Source organism: Streptomyces sp. NBC_00986, assembly GCF_045162565.1.
Taxonomy (GTDB): domain Bacteria; phylum Actinomycetota; class Actinomycetes; order Streptomycetales; family Streptomycetaceae; genus Streptomyces.
In genome coordinates, this window is the sequence record NZ_CP108733.1 from 1,815,966 (window position 1) to 1,835,960 (window position 19,995).

Here is a 19,995-nt window from a genome sequence, read left to right on the forward strand (position 1 = left end):
GACCAACCACCCGTCGTACGTCGCTCCATCCACTAGCCGAGGACAGAACTCTCCGGACATGGAAATCAAAGCAAGCAGCACCGACAACGCGCCGACCGCCGACACGTCCGCCCAGGACGTGGCGCCTCAGGAGTCCTGGCTGGTGAGGCGTGGACTGCTGCTGGAGCCCGGCCCCAGGCGCATCCTGGCGACCGGCAGCTTCATCAACATGATCGGCGGCGGCATGTGGATGACCGCAGCCGCTCTCTTCTACACCCGCTCAGTCGGCCTGTCAGTGGCCCAGGTAGGCCTGGGCATGGGCGTCGGTGCCGTAATCGGCCTGCTGGCCGGTGTCCCGGTCGGCAAGCTCGCCGACCGTCGCGGTCCGCGCGAGGTCTATCTGCTGACCCTGGTCGCGCAGGCCCTGGGCATGGCGGCGATGGTGCTGGTCCACTCGTTCTGGATGTTCGTGACGGTGATCTGCCTGACCGAACTGGCCAGTTCGGGGAACAAGTCCTCTCGCGCACCCCTGGTACGCGGCTTCGCCGGCAAGGACCCCGTCCGTTTCCGGGCGTACATGCGCTCGGCCGTCAACCTCGCCGGCGCCCTCGGTGCTTCGGTGACCGCGCTGATGGTGGAGGTGGACACCCGCACCGCCTACGACTTCCTGGTGCTGGCCAACGCCGTGAGCTTCCTGCTGGCCGGCGCAGTGGTCCTCAGGCTGCCGTCCCTGCCACCAGTCAAGCGGCCGACGAAGGTACAGGGGCCCAGCAACGCCCTGCGGGACTACCCCTTTCTGGTGTTTACCCTGCTCGACGGCCTGATGTCCTTCCACGGCAAGGTACTCAGCTTCGCACTGCCGTTGTGGATCATCCTCCACACGCACGCGCCGCACTGGTTCGTCGGGGCAAGCGTGGTGATCAACACCAGCATGGTGGTGCTCTTCCAGGTGAAGGCCAGCAAGAACGTCGACTCGCCCTCGGCAGCCGCACGGCTCTGGCGCCGCTCGGGCTGGTCCTTGCTCGTCGGCATGATCCTGATCAGCCTGACCAGTGGGATGCCAGGGTGGCTCGCCCTGCTGGTGATGATGGTGGGTTGCGTGGTGTTCACCGTCGGTGAGCTCTGGCAGGCTGCCGGCGCGTTCGAACTGCGGTATTCGCTGGCCCCGGCCCATGCGCAGGGGCAGTACACGGGCATCTCACTGTTCGGCTCCAGCCTCTCCAGCGTGGCAGCTCCCTCCATCCTCGGCTACCTCTGCGTCACCTGGGGTGCTCCCGGCTGGTGGGTGACGGGCGCCATGCTCGTGGCGGTCGGGCTGGCGGTGCCGCCCGTCGTTCAGTGGTCGCAGCGGCTGCGGCCGGCGACCGTCGACTAAAACCTGTCAGGCGCTGCGCCGAGTCAAGCGAGATTCTAAGGAAGTTGCATGGTGGCAACAGCTTTTGACGCCTGCCTGGTCAGCTCTGGCACTGAAAGGTGCACTCGATGATCGCCGATTACCCATTCGAGCTCTCGAACGGTCCGGCGTTCGTCCGGCTGGACGGCTTCCAACCGGCGTTCGAGACCTTCGTGAAACTTGAGGGCCTGAATCCGGCCGGCTCCATCAAGCTGACTACAGCCCGTGAGATGGTCGAGTCCGCCGAGGCGAACGGCATCCTGCACACGGCGGTGCGGCTGATCGAATCCACCTCCGGAAACCTCGGCATCGCGCTGGCCGCGGTCTGCGCAGCCAAGGGCATCCGCGTGACGCTGGTCACTGACCCCAACACGAGCCCGCGCAGCGTGCGTTACATGGAAGCGCTGGGCGCCCAGGTGGTCACGGTGACCGACCGCGACCACAACGGTGGCTTCCTGCAGACCCGCATCGACTACATCACGCGCAGGCTGGTCGCCGAGCCGGAACTGGTCTGGCTGAACCAGTACGCGAGCCCGGCCAACCCGGGCGCGCACCGGAAGATCACGGCCACTCAGATAGTGGAGGAGTTCGGGATCCCCGACTGGCTCTTCATCGGTGTCGGCACGTCCGGCACCTTGATGGGGTGCCTGGAGCACTTCCGATCGATCGGCGCGCCGACCCGGATCGTCGGGGTGGACACCACCGGTTCGGTGACCTTCGGTGGTCCGGCCGGCCCGCGCTGGATCCCTGGCCTGGGCACCAGTCGGTGCCCTGAGATTTTCCACGACGACGGATTCGACAAGTGCGTCGTCGAGGAACCGGAGACGATCCGCGTGTGTCGCCAGGTGGCGCGCCGCTATGGCCTGCTGCTCGGCGGGTCGAGCGGGACCACGCTGGCCGCCGTCGAGGCCAGCGGCTCCCGGATCGCACCTGGCAGCCGGGTGCTGGCGATATCACCGGATCTGGGTGACCGCTACCTGGAGACCGTTTACGACGACGACTGGGTCCTCGCCCGGTTCGGCCCGAACGTGCTGGAGCGTGTCGGCACCGGACAAAATCTCGGCCGCGGGCTGCCACGGCAGCTGACGCCCGGTGGCTTCTGTTCGGTCAGCAGCTGATGTGGAGCAAGGAGCAAGGGAAATCATGGGTTCACTGTCGATCGTCACCAACGCCGCGGTCACCAGGGCGCTTGTCGGGCGGGAGGAGGACGTCCTTGACCGCGTCCGCACGACGTACCTGCGACATGCTGACGGAAGGACGGTCAATCCGGACAGCTACTTTCTTCGGTTCCCCGACAAACCCGACTCACGGATCATCGCTCTGCCCGCGTTCCTGGACGGCGAGCACGCGGTAGCCGGCATCAAGTGGATCGCGAGTTTTCCGGCGAACGTCTCCCAGGGCCGCCAGCGAGCCTCGGCTCTGCTGGTGCTGAACGACTACGACACCGGCTATCCGGTCGCCGTTCTGGAGAGTGCGGTCATCAGCGCCGCGCGCACGGCCGCCTCAGCCGCGCTGGCTGTCAGGGTCCTGGCCAAGCGCGAGCCGTCCACGGTCGGTGTGATCGGCGCGGGATACATCGCCCGGACCGTCTGCGGCTACCTGGACGCCACCGGTGCACCGCTGCGCCAGGCGATCTGCCACGACACTGACGAGCGGTCCGCTGAGGCGCTGGTCCGGCATCTCAACGGCTCGGGCCACGGTGGGCGGGCCGAACCGGGCAGCCTCGACCAGGCCCTCGACGCCGACCTGGTGGTCTTCGCCACTACCGCGCTCGCCCCGTACGTGCCGGCGACCCACGTGTTCCGAGCCGACCAACTCGTTCTCAACCTCTCGCTGCGGGATCTGGCCCCCGAGATCGTGCTGCGGGCGAACAACGTGGTCGACGACGTCGAGCACTGCCTCAAAGCGGGAACCACTCCACATCTGGCCGAGGAGCTCCACGGCAGTCGTGACTTCGTGAACGGCACGCTCGCGGAAGTGATCCTCGGTCAGACCGAACTGGACCCCTCTCGTCCCATCGTCTTCTCACCTTTCGGCCTGGGCGTGCTGGATCTGGCCGTGGGACAGCAGGTCCTCGCGTGGGCCGTCGCAGCAGGGCAGGCACTCGACATTCCCGACTTCTTCGGTGACCAGATCCGCTGGCATCCGGACGACGCGGCCTGACCGCACCTCGGACAAAGGAGATCCGTTTCATGCGCAGCTTCACCGGGCGCGACATCCTGTCGCTCAACGAGTTCGAACGGCAGGAGTTCTTCCGCGTCTTCGAGATCGCGGATCGGTTGGAACCGATAGCGCGCAACCGGCAGAACACCGATCTGCTCAGGGCCAAGACCATGGTCACGGCCTTCTACCAGCCCAGTACCCGAACCCGCCTCTCGCACGAAGCCGCGATGCACCGGTTGGGCGGACGAGTGACCGGTTTCGCGGATCCCAAGACCACGCGCGCGGGCGATTTCTACCAGGAGTCCCTCAAGGACACCGTCAGGATGCTTGAGGCCTACGGCGATGTCATCGTGATGCGCCACTTCCAGGCGGGCGCCCCGCAGGAGGCCGCAGGATGGTCGAGCGTGCCGGTCATCAACGCCGGAGACGGCTGGGGCGAACACCCCACCCAGGTCCTGACCGACCTCTACACCGTGCTGCGCGAGCGAGGCCGCATCGACGGCCTTCGCTGGCTCGCGGTCGGCGACATGCGCATGCGCACCATGCACTCCCTGGGCCACGCGCTGTCACAGTTCGACTGCCCTGTGACCTTCGTGGCTCCTCCGGCCGACGCCCTGTTCCCTGGTTCCCCCGACATGCGGATGCCGGAGGAGTACAAAGCACGGTTCGCCCGGTCCGGATTGGACTTCCGGGAGGCAGAGCACGTCGAGCAGGCCATCGTCGAAGCGGATGTGATCCTGGTCGAGCCGGTGATCCAGCCCGACTACACCCTGGCTCATCATGAGGCGAGCGAGGAGGCGAGGCCCAGCACGCCGGCGAACTACAAGATCACTCGCGAGCTGTTGGCCGCTAAGGCAAAGAGCGATGCGATCGTCCTCCATTCGCTTCCCAGGATGGACGAGCTTCCGCAGGACATCGACACCACCCGGTGGTCACGCCTCTGGCAGGAGGCGTTCAACGGCGTGGTGGTGCGTATGGCACTCCTCGCGCTCGTACTCGGCGCGGTCGAGTAGGCGGGGCGTCATGGGTGAAGTGATCGAGGAGCGCAACCGGCACGGCAACCTGTCGTTCAGGTACGACTACGGCCCACACCTGCTCCCCGCGCCGGGTGGGGACATCGACATGTGGCGCTATCAAGCACTGCTCCCACGACCTGACGGTAGATCGGCATACCCGCTGCGGGTCGGAGGAACGCCCCTGCGCTCGGTGCCCCGGCTGGGCGAGGCGCAGGGGATACCGAACCTCTGGTTCAAGGACGAGACTGTCGGACCGAGCGCATCGAACAAGGACCGGGCGACGGCACTGGTCATCGACGGCGGTCTGCGCCGCAGCGCCACCGTCGTCGCCACCGCCTCGACGGGCAACGCGGCGGTCTCCACCGCGATCGGAGCCGCAGCCGTCGGCCTGACCGCAGTGATCTTCGTACCGGAGGACTGTCTCGCTACCAAGGTCGACGCCATGACGGCGGCCGGAGCGCAGGTGTTCCGGGTCCTGGAGGGCTACCGCGCCGCGTTCGACCTCTCCCGGCACGTGGCCGCACGTTTCGGCTGGGTCGACCGCAACACCGGCGTCAACCCGGTCACTATCGAGGCCAAGAAGACCGTCGCCTTCGAGATCTGGGAGCAGCTGGGACACCGTGTGCCCGACGTGGTGGCCGTCCCGGTCGGCGACGGGCCGACGCTCGTCGGGATGGCCAAGGGGTTCCGGGAGCTCAAGGCCTGCCGCGCAGTCTCCACGCTCCCTCGGATCATCGCCGTCCAGGCCAGCGGGTGCGCGCCTCTGGCGGACGCCTGGTTCGGCCGGACGACGAGCGTGCCCGACGCCGGGGCAACCTCCGCGGACGGCATCGCGGTACCGTCACCGTCGATCGGTGAATGGACGCTCGACGAGGTGCGACATGCGGCGGGAACCTTCGTCACCGTGTCGGAGGAGGAGATCTCCCACGCGATGCGCGACCTTGAGCAACTGGCCGCGGTGCGAAGCGAGCCGGCCGGCGCGGCTGCACTGGCGGGCTTGCGCCAAGCCGCGGCAACCGGCCTGGTAGCCCCTGGTGAAACCGCAGTCACGCTGGTTACCGGTGCGGACTTGCCGCCCCAGCGCAGCCCCCGTGGTCACCGTGGATCTGTCTGGACGATCCACGCCCATCCCGATGCGGTTACAGAGGCGCTGGCCGAATTTCACCCGCGCTCATAGTGCGATGGGTGCGGCTCCGGGCTCATACACGATCCTCGTAGCTGTTGATCGACCAGAGAGCTTGGCCGGACGGGAGCTGGTTACTGCGGCACGAGTGGGCGACGAAGATGACACGTTTACGCAGGAGCCGGATGCCGACCCGTCCTGCCATCTGGCGCTTGATCATTTTCCGGTCCGTGACTCCCTCCGCGACGCCCGAGTTGTAGGGGAGCGTCATGCTGCCCCCTCCCCTCGTAGCGTGGAAACAGTGACCGGAGGGACAGTTGAGGGTCGTGGGATCCAGGAAACGCATCTACAGCACGGAGTTCCGCGAGGGGCGGTACGGATCGTGATGGAAACCTGGAAGCCGATCCCGGAGGCGGCCGAAGAGCTCGGTGTGCATCCGGGGACGCTGCACAGGTGGGTCTCGCAGGCCAAGGTCAACGACTCGCCGTCGTCAGACACACCCGTCCAGGCGTCGGCGAGGCAGGGTCGGGTGGCCGATTGCGGGAAGGTAGGCGGGCGGAGCTGGAGCGGCTGCGGGCCGAGGCCCGGGAGAAATACAAGCGCATCCGCGAGCTGGAGATGGAGCGTGATGTGTGCAAGGGATTCGTGGCCTTGCGGGTGAAGTATCTGACGTAAATCCTGCCGTGGCGGTCAGGGTGATCAGCACCTGCAAGGCCGAACAGAAGATTCCGCACCGCATCGACTACCGGGCGCTGGGCGTGTCCAAGTCCTGGTTCTACAAGTGGCGCGACCGTGAACCGACCGCGCGGGAGGTGCACTGGCAGCACCTGGCCGAGGAGATCGAGAAGATCCTCCAGCGGTCCGGTGCACCTACGGCTCGCCGAAGGTGTTCATCGAGCTGGTCCGGCGCGGCTGGCCAGTGTCGGTGAACTCAGTCGCCAAGGTCATGGCCGAACTCAAGCCAGCCGGACGGAAGATCCGGCTGCGCCGGTCGCTGACCAGGCCGGGCAAGCGGCCGACGGCCCCGGACTTCGTGCGCCGGGACTTCACCGCCGAGGAGCCCGACTCGTCTGGTGCGGCGATCTCACAGAGATCGACACAGATGAGGGCAAGCTGTGCTTGGCGACGGTCATCGATCTTTTCTCCCGCCGCTTGCTGGGCTACGCGATGGGCGAGCGGGATGATGCGGAGCTGGTGGTGGCGTCGCTCAACATGGCCGCGGAGGCGACGTACGGGGCGTGATCATGACAAGGGCAGGGGTAGTGAGTACACGTCTCAGAGCTTTTGGCGGGCGTACCGCAGAGCCGGCGTGGCCCAGTTCACAGGCCGGGTCGGGTCATGTTTCGACAACGCAGTGAGCAAGGCGTTCAACAGCGTGCTGAAGGTCGAGTACGTCCACCCGGCATGCCTTCCGCACCCGCACCGAGGCCCGCATCAGGACCGCCACCTGGATCACCGACTTCTACAACGTCAGGCGGCTACACAGCATGTGCGGGTTCAAGAGCCCGATCGACTACTAACGTGACTACCGAGCCACTCTCGCCAAGGGACTGGCCACATAGATCGTCTCCACGCCGCGAGGGGATTGGCACTCCAACTTCCCCTACAGCCACGGTCTTCACGTTGCGAGGGGGGAGGGACAGCCTGAACAACGCAATGTCCTCATAGCCTGAATTTTGCAGCTCTGACGTACGCGCACCACTGACGGGTTATGGCTCACCAGACGCGGTGATCCGGTGCGGGATCCTCTGCTGCGAACCATGCGATTCTGTGAACCGCCGACTCTCGTAGGGAGCGGTAGAAGCGCTCCTGTACCGATCCTGGTTCAAGGGTGGCAACCATCCGGTCGGCCCGATCCCGGGTCTCTACGTCTTCAGCGAGGGGCTGTCCCGGGGTGCCCACGTACGCATCCTCCCTGACTGATCGGAGCAGACTGCCGCCGAGAGTGCGCATCAGTTCGTCCGATGCGTCAGCCGCTGTTTGCAGCGCCTCGCTCACGAATTCGGGGGCTTTCCAAACCATGTCGCTGTCAAGTGACTCGAAGAGGATCGCTGCTGCTCGCCGTTCTTGAGAGTTCTCTGACCGGAGGGCGCCGAGGAGAAGGAGCCGAACGTCGCGGTCTGAGTGTCTGGCTGCCGCTCGGAAGAGTTCGGGAGCGTAGTGCTCGCGCCTTGAAGCCGGGCGTGATCCGGGTTCAAGCGCCGCGGTCCAGGCGAGGATGCGACGAAGGTGTTTGATGCGGTCGGATGTGTCGGACAGGAGCAACGACACATGCCACTGATAGGGCAGAGGGACGTACCCGGGTTCCTGTTCTACTGCCGTCTCCCAGTGCTCAACACGCTCCATCAAAAGGGTCAGGACGGCATCAGCGTGGGTGGTGGAGAGGGTGGACAGGACCGTCTGGACTTCGTAGGCGTCGAGGTTCTCAATCCGGACCAACTGCTGCAAGAGTGAAGCGCTTTGTTGAGGAGACAGATCGGCCCAGGAAAGCCAGCCGTATCCGGTTATGGCCATGCAGAGTTCGCTTGCGACGGCGGAGGACCCCATGAACGGGACGGCTGCTACCAGATCGACAGCGGCTGCGTGATCTGAACGTGAGAGAGGGCCGGCCGCGCGGATAATGAGACAACGCAGAAAGGCATCGGTATCCTTCGCGAGGACCTGTCCCAGATCGCCGATCACCGTTGCGGGCAGTTCACGGCCATGTCGACGTTCTGTAAGTGCCGTGGCCACCCCTCTCTTCAGGGAATCCGTTCCCGTCCTGATGAGCTGCATTGCTCTCTCGAGACCGCTCTGGGGGTTGTGACGCAGAAGTGCTTGTAGGGCGCTAGGCAGCAGAGTCTGCTGGACTCGATCCGAAATTTGCACGCTCTCGACGCAGATCAAATCCTGCAATTCTGGGCGGGCCTCAACGAGATGCTCAATGAAAGGTTGGGCATGTTGAGGGGCGTACCCGAAGACGTCGTACCCCTCCGTGAGGAGGCTCTGAAGTTGCTGCCACGTGGCCTCAAGGGACCAGCCTTTCGTCGCTTGCGCTATGGCTTCCAGGTAGCTCTCCCAGGCCGTACCAGCCTCCTCCTGGTCATCGGCGTGACGTAGATGGATCCACCGATTGGTGTGCAGGGCGACGGCTACATCGTGAACTGTGGAGCTTGGCAGGGCATGTAGTACCTCCTCGGCTGCCGCCTGATTAGTTTCGGATCCGTACGCCAGATTCCATTCGACAGCTCGTCGAATCGCAACGGCGGCGATCGGTCCAGGGTTGATTCTGCGTGTCTGTTCGCATAGCTCCCGCAACACGTCAGTGACATGATCATCGCCTGCTCTTTGCGTGTTACGCAGGACTGCTTCGAACGAGAGAGCAGCTCGCGCCGAGCGATGGACACCAGGCTGGGCATACTCACGGAAAAGCAGGTCAAGCGCCTTCCGCCGTACGCCGAGAATCTGGCTTATAGGGATGCTGGTCCGTTGGAAGGTCAGCGTCCAGCCGTCCTGGATGGTGGATTCCGCTTCGACCGCGAATACCGGGTCGAGCAGCTCAAGGGGCATACGTGGGTGCACAGATGGTTGGTCCGTTGCCGCCCAGCGACTTACGCCTTCGATGACCGCACGCTGGTAGGCAAATGGCTTGCCCACCTCGTAGGAGGCAAGGCTCGTCAGGATCCGCAGGGCGTGATCGGGATGAGCGTTGAGGGGGCGCGCGTCGCTCCTGCCCAGGTCCCACAGCAGATCGCACACCTCGTCCACGTGCTGAAGATCGTATGCAACTGCTTCGAGCACCGGTGGGAGCGCACGGTGGAGCCGGACCTCAGACTGATGCTCGTATAGCCACTTCACGAGGGCGAGTGTGCGCCCCGCCTGAAAGACCCCGATCTGGCGGAGGAAGGGCAGATAGGCGGCTCGTTCCGTTTCGTCTGCCTCGCGAATCGCTTGAGCGACTTCCACCCACAAGGGCTCGGCGAGCCCATTCGCACTGGCGTGGTCCTGGCTCCATTGCCACTCCACTCGACTGGTGTTGACCAGGGCGTGCAGAAGGGGCTCTTGGGCGGTGCGCAGCATCGCATGGGCACGCGCGAGATAGCCCGTCGAGCTCCCCGTCGTTGGCAACAGGGCCGCGTCCGACAGGACCATGTCGCCTAGGAGATCCGGCACCACGCGCAGCGATGTACCTCGGCGAAGCAGGACACCTGCTTCCTCAAGGACTCTGAGGTGGGGTGCAGCGTCGTAAAACGGCAGACCGGTGAGATCTTCCAAGGCCTGCTGGTAGACAGGCACATTCTCACGGAAGGGTTGCAGGAGGGATACCGCGCGCAAGACGTGACCGAGGCGGGCGGGATCGGCTGCATGGTCCGGGATAGCGGTCCGCAGGAAGGCGTCCGCAAGCTGCTGGCGGATCTGTTCGTCGGTTTGCAGGACCGACGAACTCAGATGACCGTCCCGTATTTGCACTGCCCCGACCACCAGGAGCAATGGGCAATCCTTGGCTGCATGCGCCAGGCGTGAGGCGAGGTGCCCCTTCTCCTCGCCGAGAGCCTCAGCAGCAAGAGAGGTTGCCTCCATCGTGGACAGGTCTCTTAGCGGCCAGGTGGGGATCGTTGTGTGATCGATTCCAAGGCCGCGCAGCGCGTCTCGGACGGCTGGCAGCCCGTAAGGGCGTGCAGCGAGAAGAATCTTCGCCTCGGGCCGTTGACGCCGTAGATGGGTGAGCAGGGTGCGCAGTCCTGCCCCGAGTTCCTGAGCATCATCAATGATGACGACGAGGCCTGGGCTATGCGGCAGCAGCTCGAACGCCTCGGGCGAAGGCGTTTCGCGGGGTGCCAATCTGGCGACCTTGGCTGTGTTGTCGAGCCGATCGCACAGCGCCTTCAGCAGACGGCTCTTGCCAGTGCCTGCAGCGCCGACCAAAAGCGCGATCAAGGGCGCGTCGGCGGCCTCATCCTCGACAAACCGGGCTAGCTCGTCCAGCTGCGTAGTCCGGCCGACGAGTGTCCATCGGTACGAGAAGCGGTCGCCCTGCCGGCCATTGTCGAATGCTTCCTCAGCGGTCTGCCATGGCGTGGGTGCACTGACCCCAAGGAAGGGTTCACGCAGCCCGGGAAAGTAGCGGTCGACGAGGCGCACCGCCCTGTCCTTGTCGAGCCCAGCCACCTTCCGCGACAGGACATCGGCATCCCAGATCTCCCACTCACGATGCTTGGCTTCCTCCTGCTGGACCTTGACGCTTACTTTGGCCGTCACCATCAAGATGCATCGCTCCACCTCCGCTTGTGTGAGGTCCAACTCCTCCACCGCAGCCTTGAACGATGCTGGCTGATACTTGTCGTATCGCTTGGCTTGGATGCCGATACGTTCACCGGTCGCAGTAACCACACGCACATCGATGCCGTACTGCTTCTCGCCCCGGCCGCCAAAACGCTGCACGTGGGCGCCGGGAAACTCCTCTGCGGCCAAGTCAGTGCAGAAGGCCTCGAAGGTGTACTCATCAAGGGCCTTGAGTGGAAGGTCCGTGATCCGAGGTAGGCCCACGGCAGGCACGACAGAGCCGCCCCCGTCAGACTTCGCGCCCATAACACTCTCGACAAGGTGACGCACGCTGCCCTTCGGCACGGTGCGGCCACGCTCCCAATTACTCACCGCTTGCTGGCCGACTCCCAACCTCAGCGCGAGATCACTTTGCGACCACCCGCGGGCCTTGCGCGCAGCCTGCAGCCACGCCGGAAAATCGTCCATGCGGGAAATCTACGCTCCCTATGCGTGAGATTCCACCGCCTGCACAGGGCCTCGAGCGGAACCCACGGTCGGCGACCCCTGGCAAGGCCGTCTGCTGCGGATGCCGCCTGCTTAACACGTCATCCTGCAAACCGAACACGACCGACTTGGGAATACGGATGCCGGCAAGCCGGACCACCCGGCTCGCCGGGAGGCCGGACGCACCATCGCCGAGTGTGCTCCAAGAACGGCCTCGACGCCTGGCACTCGCAACGGCCGACGCCACGGATCCAGTCCGGCGGCGTCGAGGCGCGGACAGTTGGGTCCGCACTGGCCGTCGTTGAAGGAAGGACGCTTTCGGCAACCGTGGGCGGGAGGGCTGGCCGCGTAACAGCCCGGAGCTTCACGTCGGCGCCAGCTCTGCCCACTGACGCTCATCACCCTTCGACAGCAGCTCCCAGTACAGGTCTCCCGAGTCAAAGGCAACGCTCCGTGAAACGAGGGATGTCGCCAACCGGTCGAGGGCACGGAACACAACCTCAGGAGCGAGTCCACACTCATGTGCGATCCGGTCCATCTCGGTACACCCACGGCTGGCCGAAGCGTCGGTGTGCGCCGCAAGCCATAGAGCGGTCAACCGCAGAGTCGGGTCACCGGCGCCCACACGGCCGCCGCTCGCCATACGCAGCGCCCAGCCAGCAGCCCTCCTGCGGTCCGGGCGTGCGGGACGCTGCGCAAACCACACGCCGGCGAGGACCTGAGCGACCGCCACGCCGTTGGCAGAGCCCGGGACAGTCGGCATCCTGCGGAGCCATCGTGCCTGCTCCAGTTCACTCCACGGAAGCGGATCGCGGTCTAGGCGAAGGCTGCGCAGGACCCCCGTCGGCAGCCGGACCCGCCCCCCGGAGTCCATGCGGAGTGCGCACTGCACGGCGAGCAGCCGGGCCGCAGCCCCGGTGTGGCCCGACAGGGTTGCGGCCAAGTAGCTAAGCATCTCCCGCACCCGGACCTGGTCACCCGGCCCTTTGGGCTGCCGTTTGCACCGATGCGAGAGACCGTCCGCCGACATCACAGTGGCACGCAGGAGAGTCTCCGGAACCATGGCGGCCTGCACCGTCACAGACGCGCAGGCCGTGCAGGCATCGGCAAGTCGCCAAAGCCGACCGCCCCGCTCCCGGGCGAGAAGGAGCCGAACAGGGCCTGCGCAGCCACGATGACGGGGATGCCAACGGCAGCCCCGTTCGTGACACTGGCAAGTGCGCAGATATGACGGCAGAACGTCGCGCCGGGCGTGCCCGGCCAGGTGTTCAAGTGCCGCGGAGCGTGCAGGCCGCGAGCAGTACGCCCCGGTGATCGCACCGCTGACATACAAGCTGCGGCCCACCCGAGCCGGGCCGCAGCTCCACAGTCCAGGCACGCCGCGCTGCCGAGCATGTCGTGCGGAGCCTCATAGGACGCGCGCTCCTCCCAGTCCTGTCCCGCGCCGTTGTCCGCTCAAGGGAGCGGCAGCACACGATAGTGCAGACCTCTGCCCCCTCACTCGGGCTATCACCTGGGGAAATAGGGCAGAAGTCTGCACTGACAGGGCAGGGGTCTGCCCCGTCGGATGGTCAGGTGACGATCTTTCCGCCCGATCCTGACTTCGAGGCGCTCCGCCTGGAGCTCGCGCGCCTGCGGGCGGCCCGAGGGTGGAGCTACGACGGGCTCGCCGCCCGTAGCGGCCTCGCCAGGCGGACTCTCATCGAGATCGGGCAGGGCCGCACAATCGGCACTCTGAAGACCTGGCACGCCCTCGTACACACCCTGAGCACCCCGCTCGACGAGTTCTTCTTCACGCTGTGCAACGGGCACGAACCCCCTTCGAAGACCGACGACTGATCGACTTCGGGACAGCTTTCACCAACCACCCGAATTGGCGACCTGAAGCGAACACACACACGCATCATCGAGAGCCAGCCCGAACTGATACGGCCGCCCGGGGGACAACTGCGGCAGTGACACCGGTCGCGCGGCGTGTTGGCTGGCAGGTTCGCCCGCATGCGTTCAACACCCCCTTCCCCGCACCGCCGGGACGGCAGCCCCGTGCACGCGAGACGTTCCCTCCGCGTCAGCGGTGACAGTGCCAGCCGTCTGCTGCGGTGCGGCCAAAGCGCCCGCTGCCGGGATTGCGGCAACCGCATCGAGTGGTACCACCGCACCAACGAGCGGCCCGTCCGCATGCACCCTGACGAACTGTCTGCCGAAAAGGTGCCTGCTACCTGCCACTGGCACGTCAGCCGCGGTGTCGCACATCCGGCGGGCGACGGCAGCGGCTGGTGCCGACTGCCGCACGCCCTGCTGTGCCCGGCCCGCGACGCCTTTGTAGCTGCTCCCGAATTGGCAGGACTGCGCCGCGCTCTGGCGGTCAACACACGCCGCCTGATCGACCGCGGCGCATTCGTTCCCCCTTCCGTTCCGCCGAACCCCGAGATCTCCTCGCCGTCGACTTCACGGCCGGCGAGGAACTCCGCACCGAGATCTCCGCGAAGTTCCGCAAGGAGGGCGTACGGTCCGAACTGGCCGCCACCGGGCTGGAGTTGACCCATTGGTGGACCGACAGGGAAGGACGCTTCGCGCTCTCACTGAGCGTGGTGCGCTGACACCGGACGACGGGCCGTCTCGCGCACTGCCGCACCTTGGGGCACGGTGGTGTGTGGAGTGACGCGTGACGCGCCCGTCACGGCCGAGAGGAGTACCCGCATGTCCGAGCACACGTACCGGGTCACCGAGATCGTCGGCACCTCTCACGAGGGCATCGACCAGGCCATCCGCAACGGCGTCGCCCGCGCCGCACAGACCCTGCGCAGCCTGGACTGGTTCGAGGTGACCCAGGTCAGGGGCCAGATCGAGAACGGGCAGATCGAGCACTTCCAGGTCGGCCTGAAGGTCGGCTTCCGCATCGAGGACGAGGACTGACCTCCGTAAGGACGAGAGCCCTCAGGTCCGGCCCTCCCCCTCCTGTGCCGCCTCCAGCGCGGCGGAGGGGGAGGTCCAGCGGGCCCGTACGACCCTGAAGCCGGCCCGCTCGGCGTCGTCGCAGACCAGTTCGTCGTCGTCCACGAGGACCCGGATGTCACGGTCGCGGGCGAGCTGCCTGAGTTTCTCCAGCTTGGTGCGCCGGGCGGGCCTGCGGTCGTCGTTGCGGCGCATGAGGACCCGCCCCTCGGGCAGCCCCTGCGCGGCGAGCCAGGCGAGCGTGTCGCGTCGGCAGCGTTCGGGCCGCCCGGTCAGATAGACGACCTCGCACTCCTCGGCGCTCTCCAGCGCGAGCGCGATGCCCTCCGCCAGCGGCGGGTCCTGCGACGCGGCGCCGAAGAAGCCGTCCCAGTCGCGTGGCTTCTGCTCCAGGAACCGTTGCCGGTGCGCAGTGTCGGCGAGGGTGTTGTCGAGGTCGAACACGGCGAGCGGGCGCTTGTTGTCGGCGGTCACCCGCCCACCCTAAACAGTCGGATCCTCCACCCCGGCAACGGCCCGGGAGAGCCCTGGCCTCATGCTTCTTGCATGTCTGCCGCCACTCCCGCTCCCCGTACGTTCCTCATCGGCGCCGCCCGCGAGCGGCCCTGCACCCTGGTCGTCTGCCGGGGCTGCTGCTGCGGCGACCCACGCAAACACCCCGGCACGGACCACGCCTGGCAGTTGGAACGGCTGCGCGCGGATGCCGCCGAACACGGTTTCGCGGTGCGTACGACGGACTGCCTGGGCCCCTGCGACCAGGCCAACGTGATCGTGGTCCAGCCGTCGGCCGCGGGGCGCCGGGCCGGTGGGCGGCCGACCTGGATCGGGTTCGCGATGGACGACGACTGCACGGAGGAAGTGCTGGAGTGGGCGGCCGCGGGCGGGCCGGGCACAGCCGCGCCGCCCGTCACGCTGGAGCTGCAGTTCATCGACCCGCCCCGGGACGCACGCGTCCGGTCCCGGCGGTGAGGAGCCCGCAGGGGACCTCCACGTGCGGGAACGGGAATGCCGAGGTCTCCCCGGCGTTGACACTGATGTGAGTTCAGTGATCGCCTCGACCCCTTTCTCCGTCCTCGACCGCTCCCGCACCCGCGAGGGGCATCCGGCCGCCGAGGCACTGCGCGACACCGTGCGGTTCGCGCGGGAGGTCGAGGGGCTGGGCTATCACCGGTTCTGGGTGTCGGAGCATCACGGCGTGCCCGGGGTCGCCGGTTCGGCGCCGACCGTGCTGGCCGCCGCCGTCGCCTCGGCCACCCGGAGCATCCGGGTCGGGACGGGCGGGGTGATGCTGCCCAACCACCAACCCCTGGTCGTGGCCGAGCAGTTCGGGGTGCTGGAGTCGCTGTTCCCCGGCCGGATCGACATGGGCCTCGGCCGCTCGGTGGGCTTCACCGGCGGCGTGCGCAAGGCGCTGGGCCGGGACAAGGACGACGCGGACGACTTCGCCGGACAACTCGACGAACTCCTCGACTGGTTCCGGGGTACGTCACCCACCGGCGCGCACGCGCGGCCCTCCGAGGGGCTGAGCGTCCCGCCGTTCGTGCTCGCGATGGGCGAGGGCGCGGACATCGCGGCCCGGGCCGGTCTCCCGATGGTCATCGGCGACCTCCGCAACCGCGACAAGATGCGGCGCGGCATCGACCACTACCGCAACGGTTTCCGACCCTCCGCCTGGGCATCGGAACCGTACGTCGTCATCTCGGGCACGATCGCGGTGGCCGCCACCCCCGAGGCGGCCCGGCGGCTGCTCGTCCCGGAGGCCTGGTCGATGGCGTACTCGCGCACCCACGGCACCTTCCCACCACTCCCGCCGGCCGAGCGCGTGGAGCAACTGCCCATGACCGACAAGGAGTTCGGCTTCTACGAGGCCGGGCTCACCGGACAGCTCGCGGGCACCGAGGAACAGGTGGCCCACGAGCTGGAGACGGTGCTGAAGGAGACGGCGGCGGACGAGGTCCTCGTCACCACCAGCACCTACGACCGCGAAGCCCTGCTGGACTCCTACCGGCGGCTCGCCTCCCTCATGGTGTGAGCACCATCCGGAAGCGCGCGGCGCCGGACAGCATCCGCTCGTAGGCCTCGCCGGCCTGGTCCAGGGGTACGGTCTCCACCATCGGGCGGATGTTGTGCAGGGCACTGAAGGCCAGCGTGTCCTGCACGTCCTGCGCGGTGCCGGACGGGTGACCCCGAACCACCTTGGCGCTCATGAGCAGTTGGAGCGGGCTGATCCCCAACGGCGCGGTGTCCGCCCCGATGACGACCAGCTCGCCACGGGGCCGCAGCCCCTCCACGGTCGCCGTCGCGGCGTCGGCATTGCCCGCCGTGGCCAGCACGACCTTGGCACCGCCGAGGGCCTTCAGCGCGTCGGCGACATCCGTGTCCGCCGTGCTGTCGACGTAGTGGTGCGCGCCCAACTGCTTGGCGAAGTCGGCCTTTTCGGCGCCCCGCGCGATCGCCACGGTCTCGAAACCCATGGCGGCCGCGTACTGCACGCCCAGGTGACCGAGGCCGCCGAGTCCGAGGACGGCGACCAGGTCGCCCGGCTTCGCGGAGCTGCGGCGCAGCCCGTTGAAGGTGGTCACGCCCGCACACCCCATGGGCGCTGCGGCGCTCGCCGAGAGGCTGTCGGGGATCCGGGCGAGTGCGTCGACCGGCGCCACGGTCATCTCCGCAAAGCCGCCGTCGTACGCCCAGCCGGGCACCTTCATGTTCTCGCAGACGATGAAGTCGCCCTGCCTGCACGGGGTGCAGTGGCCGCAACTGCCGCCGAACCAGCCGACGGACACCCGGTCGCCGATCCGCCAGCCGCTGTCCGAGGCACCCTCGCCGAGCGCGTCGATGTGCCCGGCGATCTCGTGCCCGGTGACGAGCGGGAACCGTACGCCCGGCACTCCGGCGTTCACGAAGAAGGTGTCGCTGTGGCAGATCCCGCAGGCCTCCACGGCGATCCGCACATGGCCCGGTCCCGGCTCCGGCACGTCCCGCTCGACGACCGTGAACTCGCCGCCGGCCGCGCCCACTTGCGCGACTCGATAACTGCTCATACCTGTCTCCCAGAGGGGTGCGAATGCGGTCGGACTAGTGCTCGGCCGCCTGGCGTGCCCTGATCTCGATCGTGCCGTCGGTCGCGTCGACCTGTGCCTGGTCGCCCGCGTTCAACTCGCCGGCGAGGAGCATGTCGGCGAGCCGGTCGTCGACCTCGCGCTGGATGGTGCGGCGCAACGGGCGGGCGCCGAAGTCTGGTTGGTAACCGAGGTTCGCCAGCAGGTCCGCCGCCGCGTCGGTGACCTCGAGGGTGACGTCCTGGGCGTGCAGCCTGCGCCGGGTGTGTTCCAGCAACAGCTCGACGATCTCCCGCAGTTGGGTCCGTTCCAGGCCCCGGAAGACGATGATCTCGTCGATGCGGTTGAGGAACTCGGGGCGGAAGTGCTGGTTCAGGACCGGCATCACCGTCTCGCGGACCTTGGCGTAGTCGTCGACGCCCGCGGCGAGGATGCGGTCGGCGCCGATGTTCGACGTCATGATCACGACGGTGTTCTTGAAGTCCACCGTGCGGCCCTGCGAGTCGGTGAGCCGTCCGTCGTCGAGGAGTTGGAGGAGCGTGTTGAAGACGTCGGGGTGCGCCTTCTCGACCTCGTCGAGCAGCAGCACGGCGTACGGCTGCCTGCGGACGGCCTCGGTGAGCTGGCCGGCCTCCTCGTGGCCGACGTATCCGGGCGGGGCGCCGACCAGCCGGGAGACGGTGTGCCGTTCCTGGAACTCGCTCATGTCGAGGCGGATCATGCGGTTCTCGTCGCCGAAGAGGGCGGCGGCGAGCGCGCGGGCCAGTTCGGTCTTGCCGACGCCGGTGGGGCCGAGGAAGAGGAAGCTGCCGATGGGCCGGTTCGGGTCGCTCATGCCGGCACGAGCACGGCGTACGGCACGGGCGACGGCGGTGATGGCCTCGTCCTGGCCGACGACCCGCTCGTGGAGGTGCTCCTCCAGCTTCATCAGCCGGGCGCGTTCCTCCTCGGTGAGCTGGGCGACGGGGATGCCGGTGGTGCGGGAGACGACCTCGGCGATGTCCTCGGCGGTGACCTTGGGCGCCTGCTCCTCCGCGGAGCCGCCCGCCTTCAACTCGGCCTCGGTGTCCTTGATCCGGTCCCGGATCTCCTTGGCCCGCTCGTACTCCTCGTCGGCGACGGCCTGGTCCTTCTCCCGGTTGAGGGCGGCGAGCCGGTCCTCGACCTCCCGATCGTCGGACAGCGGCGTCCTGGCGCGCAGCCGTACCCGGGCCGCGGCCTGGTCCATCAGGTCGATGGCCTTGTCGGGCAGGAAGCGGGCGGTGATGTACCGGTCGGAGAGTTCGGCCGCGGCGACAACCGCCTCGTCGGTGATACGGACTTGATGGTGGGCCTCGTAGCGGTCGCGCAGGCCGCGCAGGATCTCGATGGTGTCGTCGACGGTCGGTTCGCCGATCAGGATGGGCGCGAAGCGGCGCTCCAGCGCGGAGTCCTTCTCGATGTACCTGCGGTACTCGTCGACGGTGGTGGCACCGATGAGGTGCAACTGCCCACGGGCCAGGGCGGGTTTGAGCATGTTGCCCGCGTCGAGAGCGCCGTCGCCACCTCCGCCCGCACCGACGACGGTGTGCAACTCGTCGAGGAACAGCACCAGTTCGTCGCTGTGCTCGCTCACCTCGTCGAGAAGCTTCTTCAACCGCTCCTCGAACTCGCCCCGGTACTTGGTGCCCGCGACCATCCCGGCCAGGTCCAGCGACACGAGCCGCTTGCCCGCCAGGGTCTTCGGCACGTCACCGGCGACGATGCGCTGGGCGATGCCCTCGACGACGGCCGTCTTGCCGACGCCGGGGTCGCCGATGAGGACGGGGTTGTTCTTGCTGCGCCGCGACAGCACCTCGATGGTCTGCTCGACCTCGTCGTCCCGCCCGATCACCGGGTCGAGCCGCCCGGCGCGGGCGTCCTCGGTGAGGTCACGCCCGTACTCGTCGACGGTGGGCGTACTGCTGGGCTTCTTCCGCTCGGGCTCGGCGCCGGTGGGCATCCGGTCACCCTCCCAGCCGCTGCCCGCGAGGGCCTGTCCGGCGGCCGACTCGGGGTTGGCGGCCAGGGCCCGCAGCAGATGCTCGGGGCCGATGTACGAGGAGTCCTCGGCGCGGGAGATCTGGTACGCGTCGAGCAGGGCCCGCTTGGCGGCCGGGGTGAGCGTGGTGGGTTCGGTCTTCGGGCCGGCCCCGGCCCCGGCGGTCAGCCGCTCCCGGATCCGGTCGGGGTCCGCGCCCGCCTCGGCGAGGAGCCGTCGGGTCGACTCCTGCTCGGTGGCGGCGGCCAGCAGATGCCGGGCGTCGAGCTGCTCGCTGCCCTCGACGGCGGCGATGTCCCGCGCCTGGGCGACCAGTTCACGGGCCCGTTCGGAGAGAAGACTCCCGATGTCGACGCGCTGGGCCCGGCGCGACGGTGACGCCGGTCCCGAACCGCCGAAATACCGGGACATCAGCTCGTCGAATTCCTCGAAGGGGCTGCGTCCGAAACCGAATCCGGGAGTGCTCATGACCACGGACCTTCCGTGCGGCGACTGGGCGGCGACTGGTATCCGTGTCTTCCAACCTGGCACAGCGC

General features: G+C 67.4%; 17 protein-coding genes and 3 pseudogenes. 15 read left to right on the plus strand and 5 right to left on the minus strand.

Going from position 1 to position 19,995, the window contains the following annotated elements:
• Positions 1-58 precede the first annotated feature (58 nt).
• From OG504_RS08015 to OG504_RS08035, 5 genes are all read left to right on the plus strand, one after another.
• Positions 59-1,354: an MFS transporter gene (locus tag OG504_RS08015; RefSeq protein ID WP_405989123.1), complete on the plus strand. Its 1,296-nt coding sequence runs from the start codon at positions 59-61 to the stop codon at positions 1,352-1,354.
• Positions 1,355-1,461: 107 nt separating this feature from the next.
• On the plus strand, positions 1,462-2,490 hold the full coding sequence (gene sbnA, locus OG504_RS08020; protein WP_405989124.1) for a 2,3-diaminopropionate biosynthesis protein SbnA: 1,029 nt from the start codon (positions 1,462-1,464) through the stop codon (positions 2,488-2,490).
• Positions 2,491-2,515: 25 nt separating this feature from the next.
• Positions 2,516-3,535, plus strand: a complete 1,020-nt coding sequence (gene sbnB / locus OG504_RS08025; RefSeq protein ID WP_405989125.1) for a 2,3-diaminopropionate biosynthesis protein SbnB — start codon at positions 2,516-2,518, stop codon at positions 3,533-3,535.
• A gap of 29 nt (positions 3,536-3,564) precedes the next feature.
• Positions 3,565-4,548 carry an aspartate carbamoyltransferase gene (gene pyrB, locus OG504_RS08030; RefSeq protein ID WP_405989126.1) on the plus strand — a complete coding sequence of 328 codons (984 nt, stop codon included), beginning with the start codon at positions 3,565-3,567 and terminating at the stop codon, positions 4,546-4,548.
• A gap of 109 nt (positions 4,549-4,657) precedes the next feature.
• Positions 4,658-5,728 carry a pyridoxal-phosphate dependent enzyme gene (locus OG504_RS08035; RefSeq protein ID WP_405996275.1) on the plus strand — a complete coding sequence of 357 codons (1,071 nt, stop codon included), beginning with the start codon at positions 4,658-4,660 and terminating at the stop codon, positions 5,726-5,728.
• Positions 5,729-5,750: 22 nt separating this feature from the next.
• Here OG504_RS08035 and OG504_RS08040 read toward each other — a convergent pair whose 3' ends face one another.
• The gene (locus OG504_RS08040) at positions 5,751-5,945 is read right to left on the minus strand and encodes a hypothetical protein (RefSeq protein WP_405989127.1); all 195 of its coding nucleotides are present in this window, start codon (positions 5,943-5,945) and stop codon (positions 5,751-5,753) included.
• A gap of 114 nt (positions 5,946-6,059) precedes the next feature.
• Here OG504_RS08040 and OG504_RS08045 point away from each other — a divergent pair.
• The 4 genes and pseudogenes from OG504_RS08045 to OG504_RS08060 all read left to right on the plus strand — a co-directional run.
• Positions 6,060-6,122 (plus strand): annotated as a pseudogene (locus tag OG504_RS08045) (transposase); the annotation flags it as partial.
• A gap of 89 nt (positions 6,123-6,211) precedes the next feature.
• Positions 6,212-6,349 (plus strand): hypothetical protein, encoded by a 138-nt coding sequence (locus OG504_RS08050; protein WP_405996639.1) that lies wholly within the window; start codon positions 6,212-6,214, stop codon positions 6,347-6,349.
• An 8-nt stretch (positions 6,350-6,357) separates the two neighbouring features.
• Entirely contained in the window at positions 6,358-6,603 is a 246-nt protein-coding gene (locus OG504_RS08055; protein WP_405989128.1) for a hypothetical protein, read from the plus strand.
• Complete coding sequence (locus OG504_RS08060; protein ID WP_405989129.1) at positions 6,539-6,916, plus strand: DDE-type integrase/transposase/recombinase; 378 nt, start codon at positions 6,539-6,541, stop codon at positions 6,914-6,916. Before OG504_RS08055 ends, OG504_RS08060 begins: the two co-directional genes overlap by 65 nt.
• A gap of 474 nt (positions 6,917-7,390) precedes the next feature.
• On the opposite strand, the gene OG504_RS08065 is transcribed toward OG504_RS08060, so the two are convergent.
• Positions 7,391-11,404 carry a helix-turn-helix domain-containing protein gene (locus OG504_RS08065; protein WP_405989130.1) on the minus strand — a complete coding sequence of 1,338 codons (4,014 nt, stop codon included), beginning with the start codon at positions 11,402-11,404 and terminating at the stop codon, positions 7,391-7,393.
• A 1,593-nt stretch (positions 11,405-12,997) separates the two neighbouring features.
• Between OG504_RS08065 and OG504_RS08070 the strand changes: the two genes are divergently transcribed.
• The 4 genes and pseudogenes from OG504_RS08070 to OG504_RS08085 all read left to right on the plus strand — a co-directional run bounded on the left by OG504_RS08070 (position 12,998) and on the right by OG504_RS08085 (position 14,338).
• Positions 12,998-13,261 carry a helix-turn-helix transcriptional regulator gene (locus tag OG504_RS08070; RefSeq protein WP_405989131.1) on the plus strand — a complete coding sequence of 88 codons (264 nt, stop codon included), beginning with the start codon at positions 12,998-13,000 and terminating at the stop codon, positions 13,259-13,261.
• Positions 13,262-13,420: 159 nt separating this feature from the next.
• Positions 13,421-13,798: pseudogene (locus OG504_RS08075) on the plus strand (DUF6083 domain-containing protein); the annotation flags it as partial.
• A gap of 59 nt (positions 13,799-13,857) precedes the next feature.
• Positions 13,858-14,022, plus strand: a pseudogene (locus OG504_RS08080) (L-histidine N(alpha)-methyltransferase); the annotation flags it as partial.
• A gap of 100 nt (positions 14,023-14,122) precedes the next feature.
• Positions 14,123-14,338 (plus strand): dodecin, encoded by a 216-nt coding sequence (locus tag OG504_RS08085; protein WP_019057614.1) that lies wholly within the window; start codon positions 14,123-14,125, stop codon positions 14,336-14,338.
• A gap of 21 nt (positions 14,339-14,359) precedes the next feature.
• On the opposite strand, the gene OG504_RS08090 is transcribed toward OG504_RS08085, so the two are convergent.
• On the minus strand, positions 14,360-14,851 hold the full coding sequence (locus OG504_RS08090) for an HAD family acid phosphatase (RefSeq protein ID WP_405989132.1): 492 nt from the start codon (positions 14,849-14,851) through the stop codon (positions 14,360-14,362).
• Between the two features lie 72 nt (positions 14,852-14,923).
• Here OG504_RS08090 and OG504_RS08095 point away from each other — a divergent pair, with 72 nt between their 5' ends.
• The gene (locus tag OG504_RS08095) at positions 14,924-15,346 is read left to right on the plus strand and encodes a (2Fe-2S) ferredoxin domain-containing protein (protein WP_405989133.1); all 423 of its coding nucleotides are present in this window, start codon (positions 14,924-14,926) and stop codon (positions 15,344-15,346) included.
• Between the two features lie 67 nt (positions 15,347-15,413).
• Positions 15,414-16,409 carry an LLM class flavin-dependent oxidoreductase gene (locus tag OG504_RS08100; RefSeq protein ID WP_405989134.1) on the plus strand — a complete coding sequence of 332 codons (996 nt, stop codon included), beginning with the start codon at positions 15,414-15,416 and terminating at the stop codon, positions 16,407-16,409.
• Here OG504_RS08100 and OG504_RS08105 read toward each other — a convergent pair.
• Together OG504_RS08105 and OG504_RS08110 are read right to left on the minus strand one after the other, a co-directional pair.
• Positions 16,399-17,421: an alcohol dehydrogenase gene (locus OG504_RS08105; protein WP_405989135.1), complete on the minus strand. Its 1,023-nt coding sequence runs from the start codon at positions 17,419-17,421 to the stop codon at positions 16,399-16,401. The genes OG504_RS08100 and OG504_RS08105 overlap by 11 nt on opposite strands.
• A gap of 34 nt (positions 17,422-17,455) precedes the next feature.
• Positions 17,456-19,927 carry an ATP-dependent Clp protease ATP-binding subunit gene (locus OG504_RS08110; protein ID WP_405989136.1) on the minus strand — a complete coding sequence of 824 codons (2,472 nt, stop codon included), beginning with the start codon at positions 19,925-19,927 and terminating at the stop codon, positions 17,456-17,458.
• Positions 19,928-19,995: the final 68 nt, after the last annotated feature.

Bases quoted from the DNA above. Each gene is read 5' to 3' on its own strand.
- OG504_RS08015 (WP_405989123.1), top strand. From the start codon at position 59: ATGGAAATCAAAGCAAGCAGCACCGACAACGCGCCGACCGCCGACACG.
- sbnA (WP_405989124.1), top strand. From the start codon at position 1,462: ATGATCGCCGATTACCCATTCGAGCTCTCGAACGGTCCGGCGTTCGTC.
- sbnB (WP_405989125.1), top strand. From the start codon at position 2,516: ATGGGTTCACTGTCGATCGTCACCAACGCCGCGGTCACCAGGGCGCTT.
- pyrB (WP_405989126.1), top strand. From the start codon at position 3,565: ATGCGCAGCTTCACCGGGCGCGACATCCTGTCGCTCAACGAGTTCGAA.
- OG504_RS08035 (WP_405996275.1), top strand. From the start codon at position 4,658: ATGTGGCGCTATCAAGCACTGCTCCCACGACCTGACGGTAGATCGGCA.
- OG504_RS08040 (WP_405989127.1), bottom strand. From the start codon at position 5,945: ATGACGCTCCCCTACAACTCGGGCGTCGCGGAGGGAGTCACGGACCGG.
- OG504_RS08065 (WP_405989130.1), bottom strand. From the start codon at position 11,404: ATGGACGATTTTCCGGCGTGGCTGCAGGCTGCGCGCAAGGCCCGCGGG.
- OG504_RS08085 (WP_019057614.1), top strand. From the start codon at position 14,123: ATGTCCGAGCACACGTACCGGGTCACCGAGATCGTCGGCACCTCTCAC.
- OG504_RS08095 (WP_405989133.1), top strand. From the start codon at position 14,924: ATGTCTGCCGCCACTCCCGCTCCCCGTACGTTCCTCATCGGCGCCGCC.
- OG504_RS08105 (WP_405989135.1), bottom strand. From the start codon at position 17,421: ATGAGCAGTTATCGAGTCGCGCAAGTGGGCGCGGCCGGCGGCGAGTTC.
- OG504_RS08110 (WP_405989136.1), bottom strand. From the start codon at position 19,927: ATGAGCACTCCCGGATTCGGTTTCGGACGCAGCCCCTTCGAGGAATTC.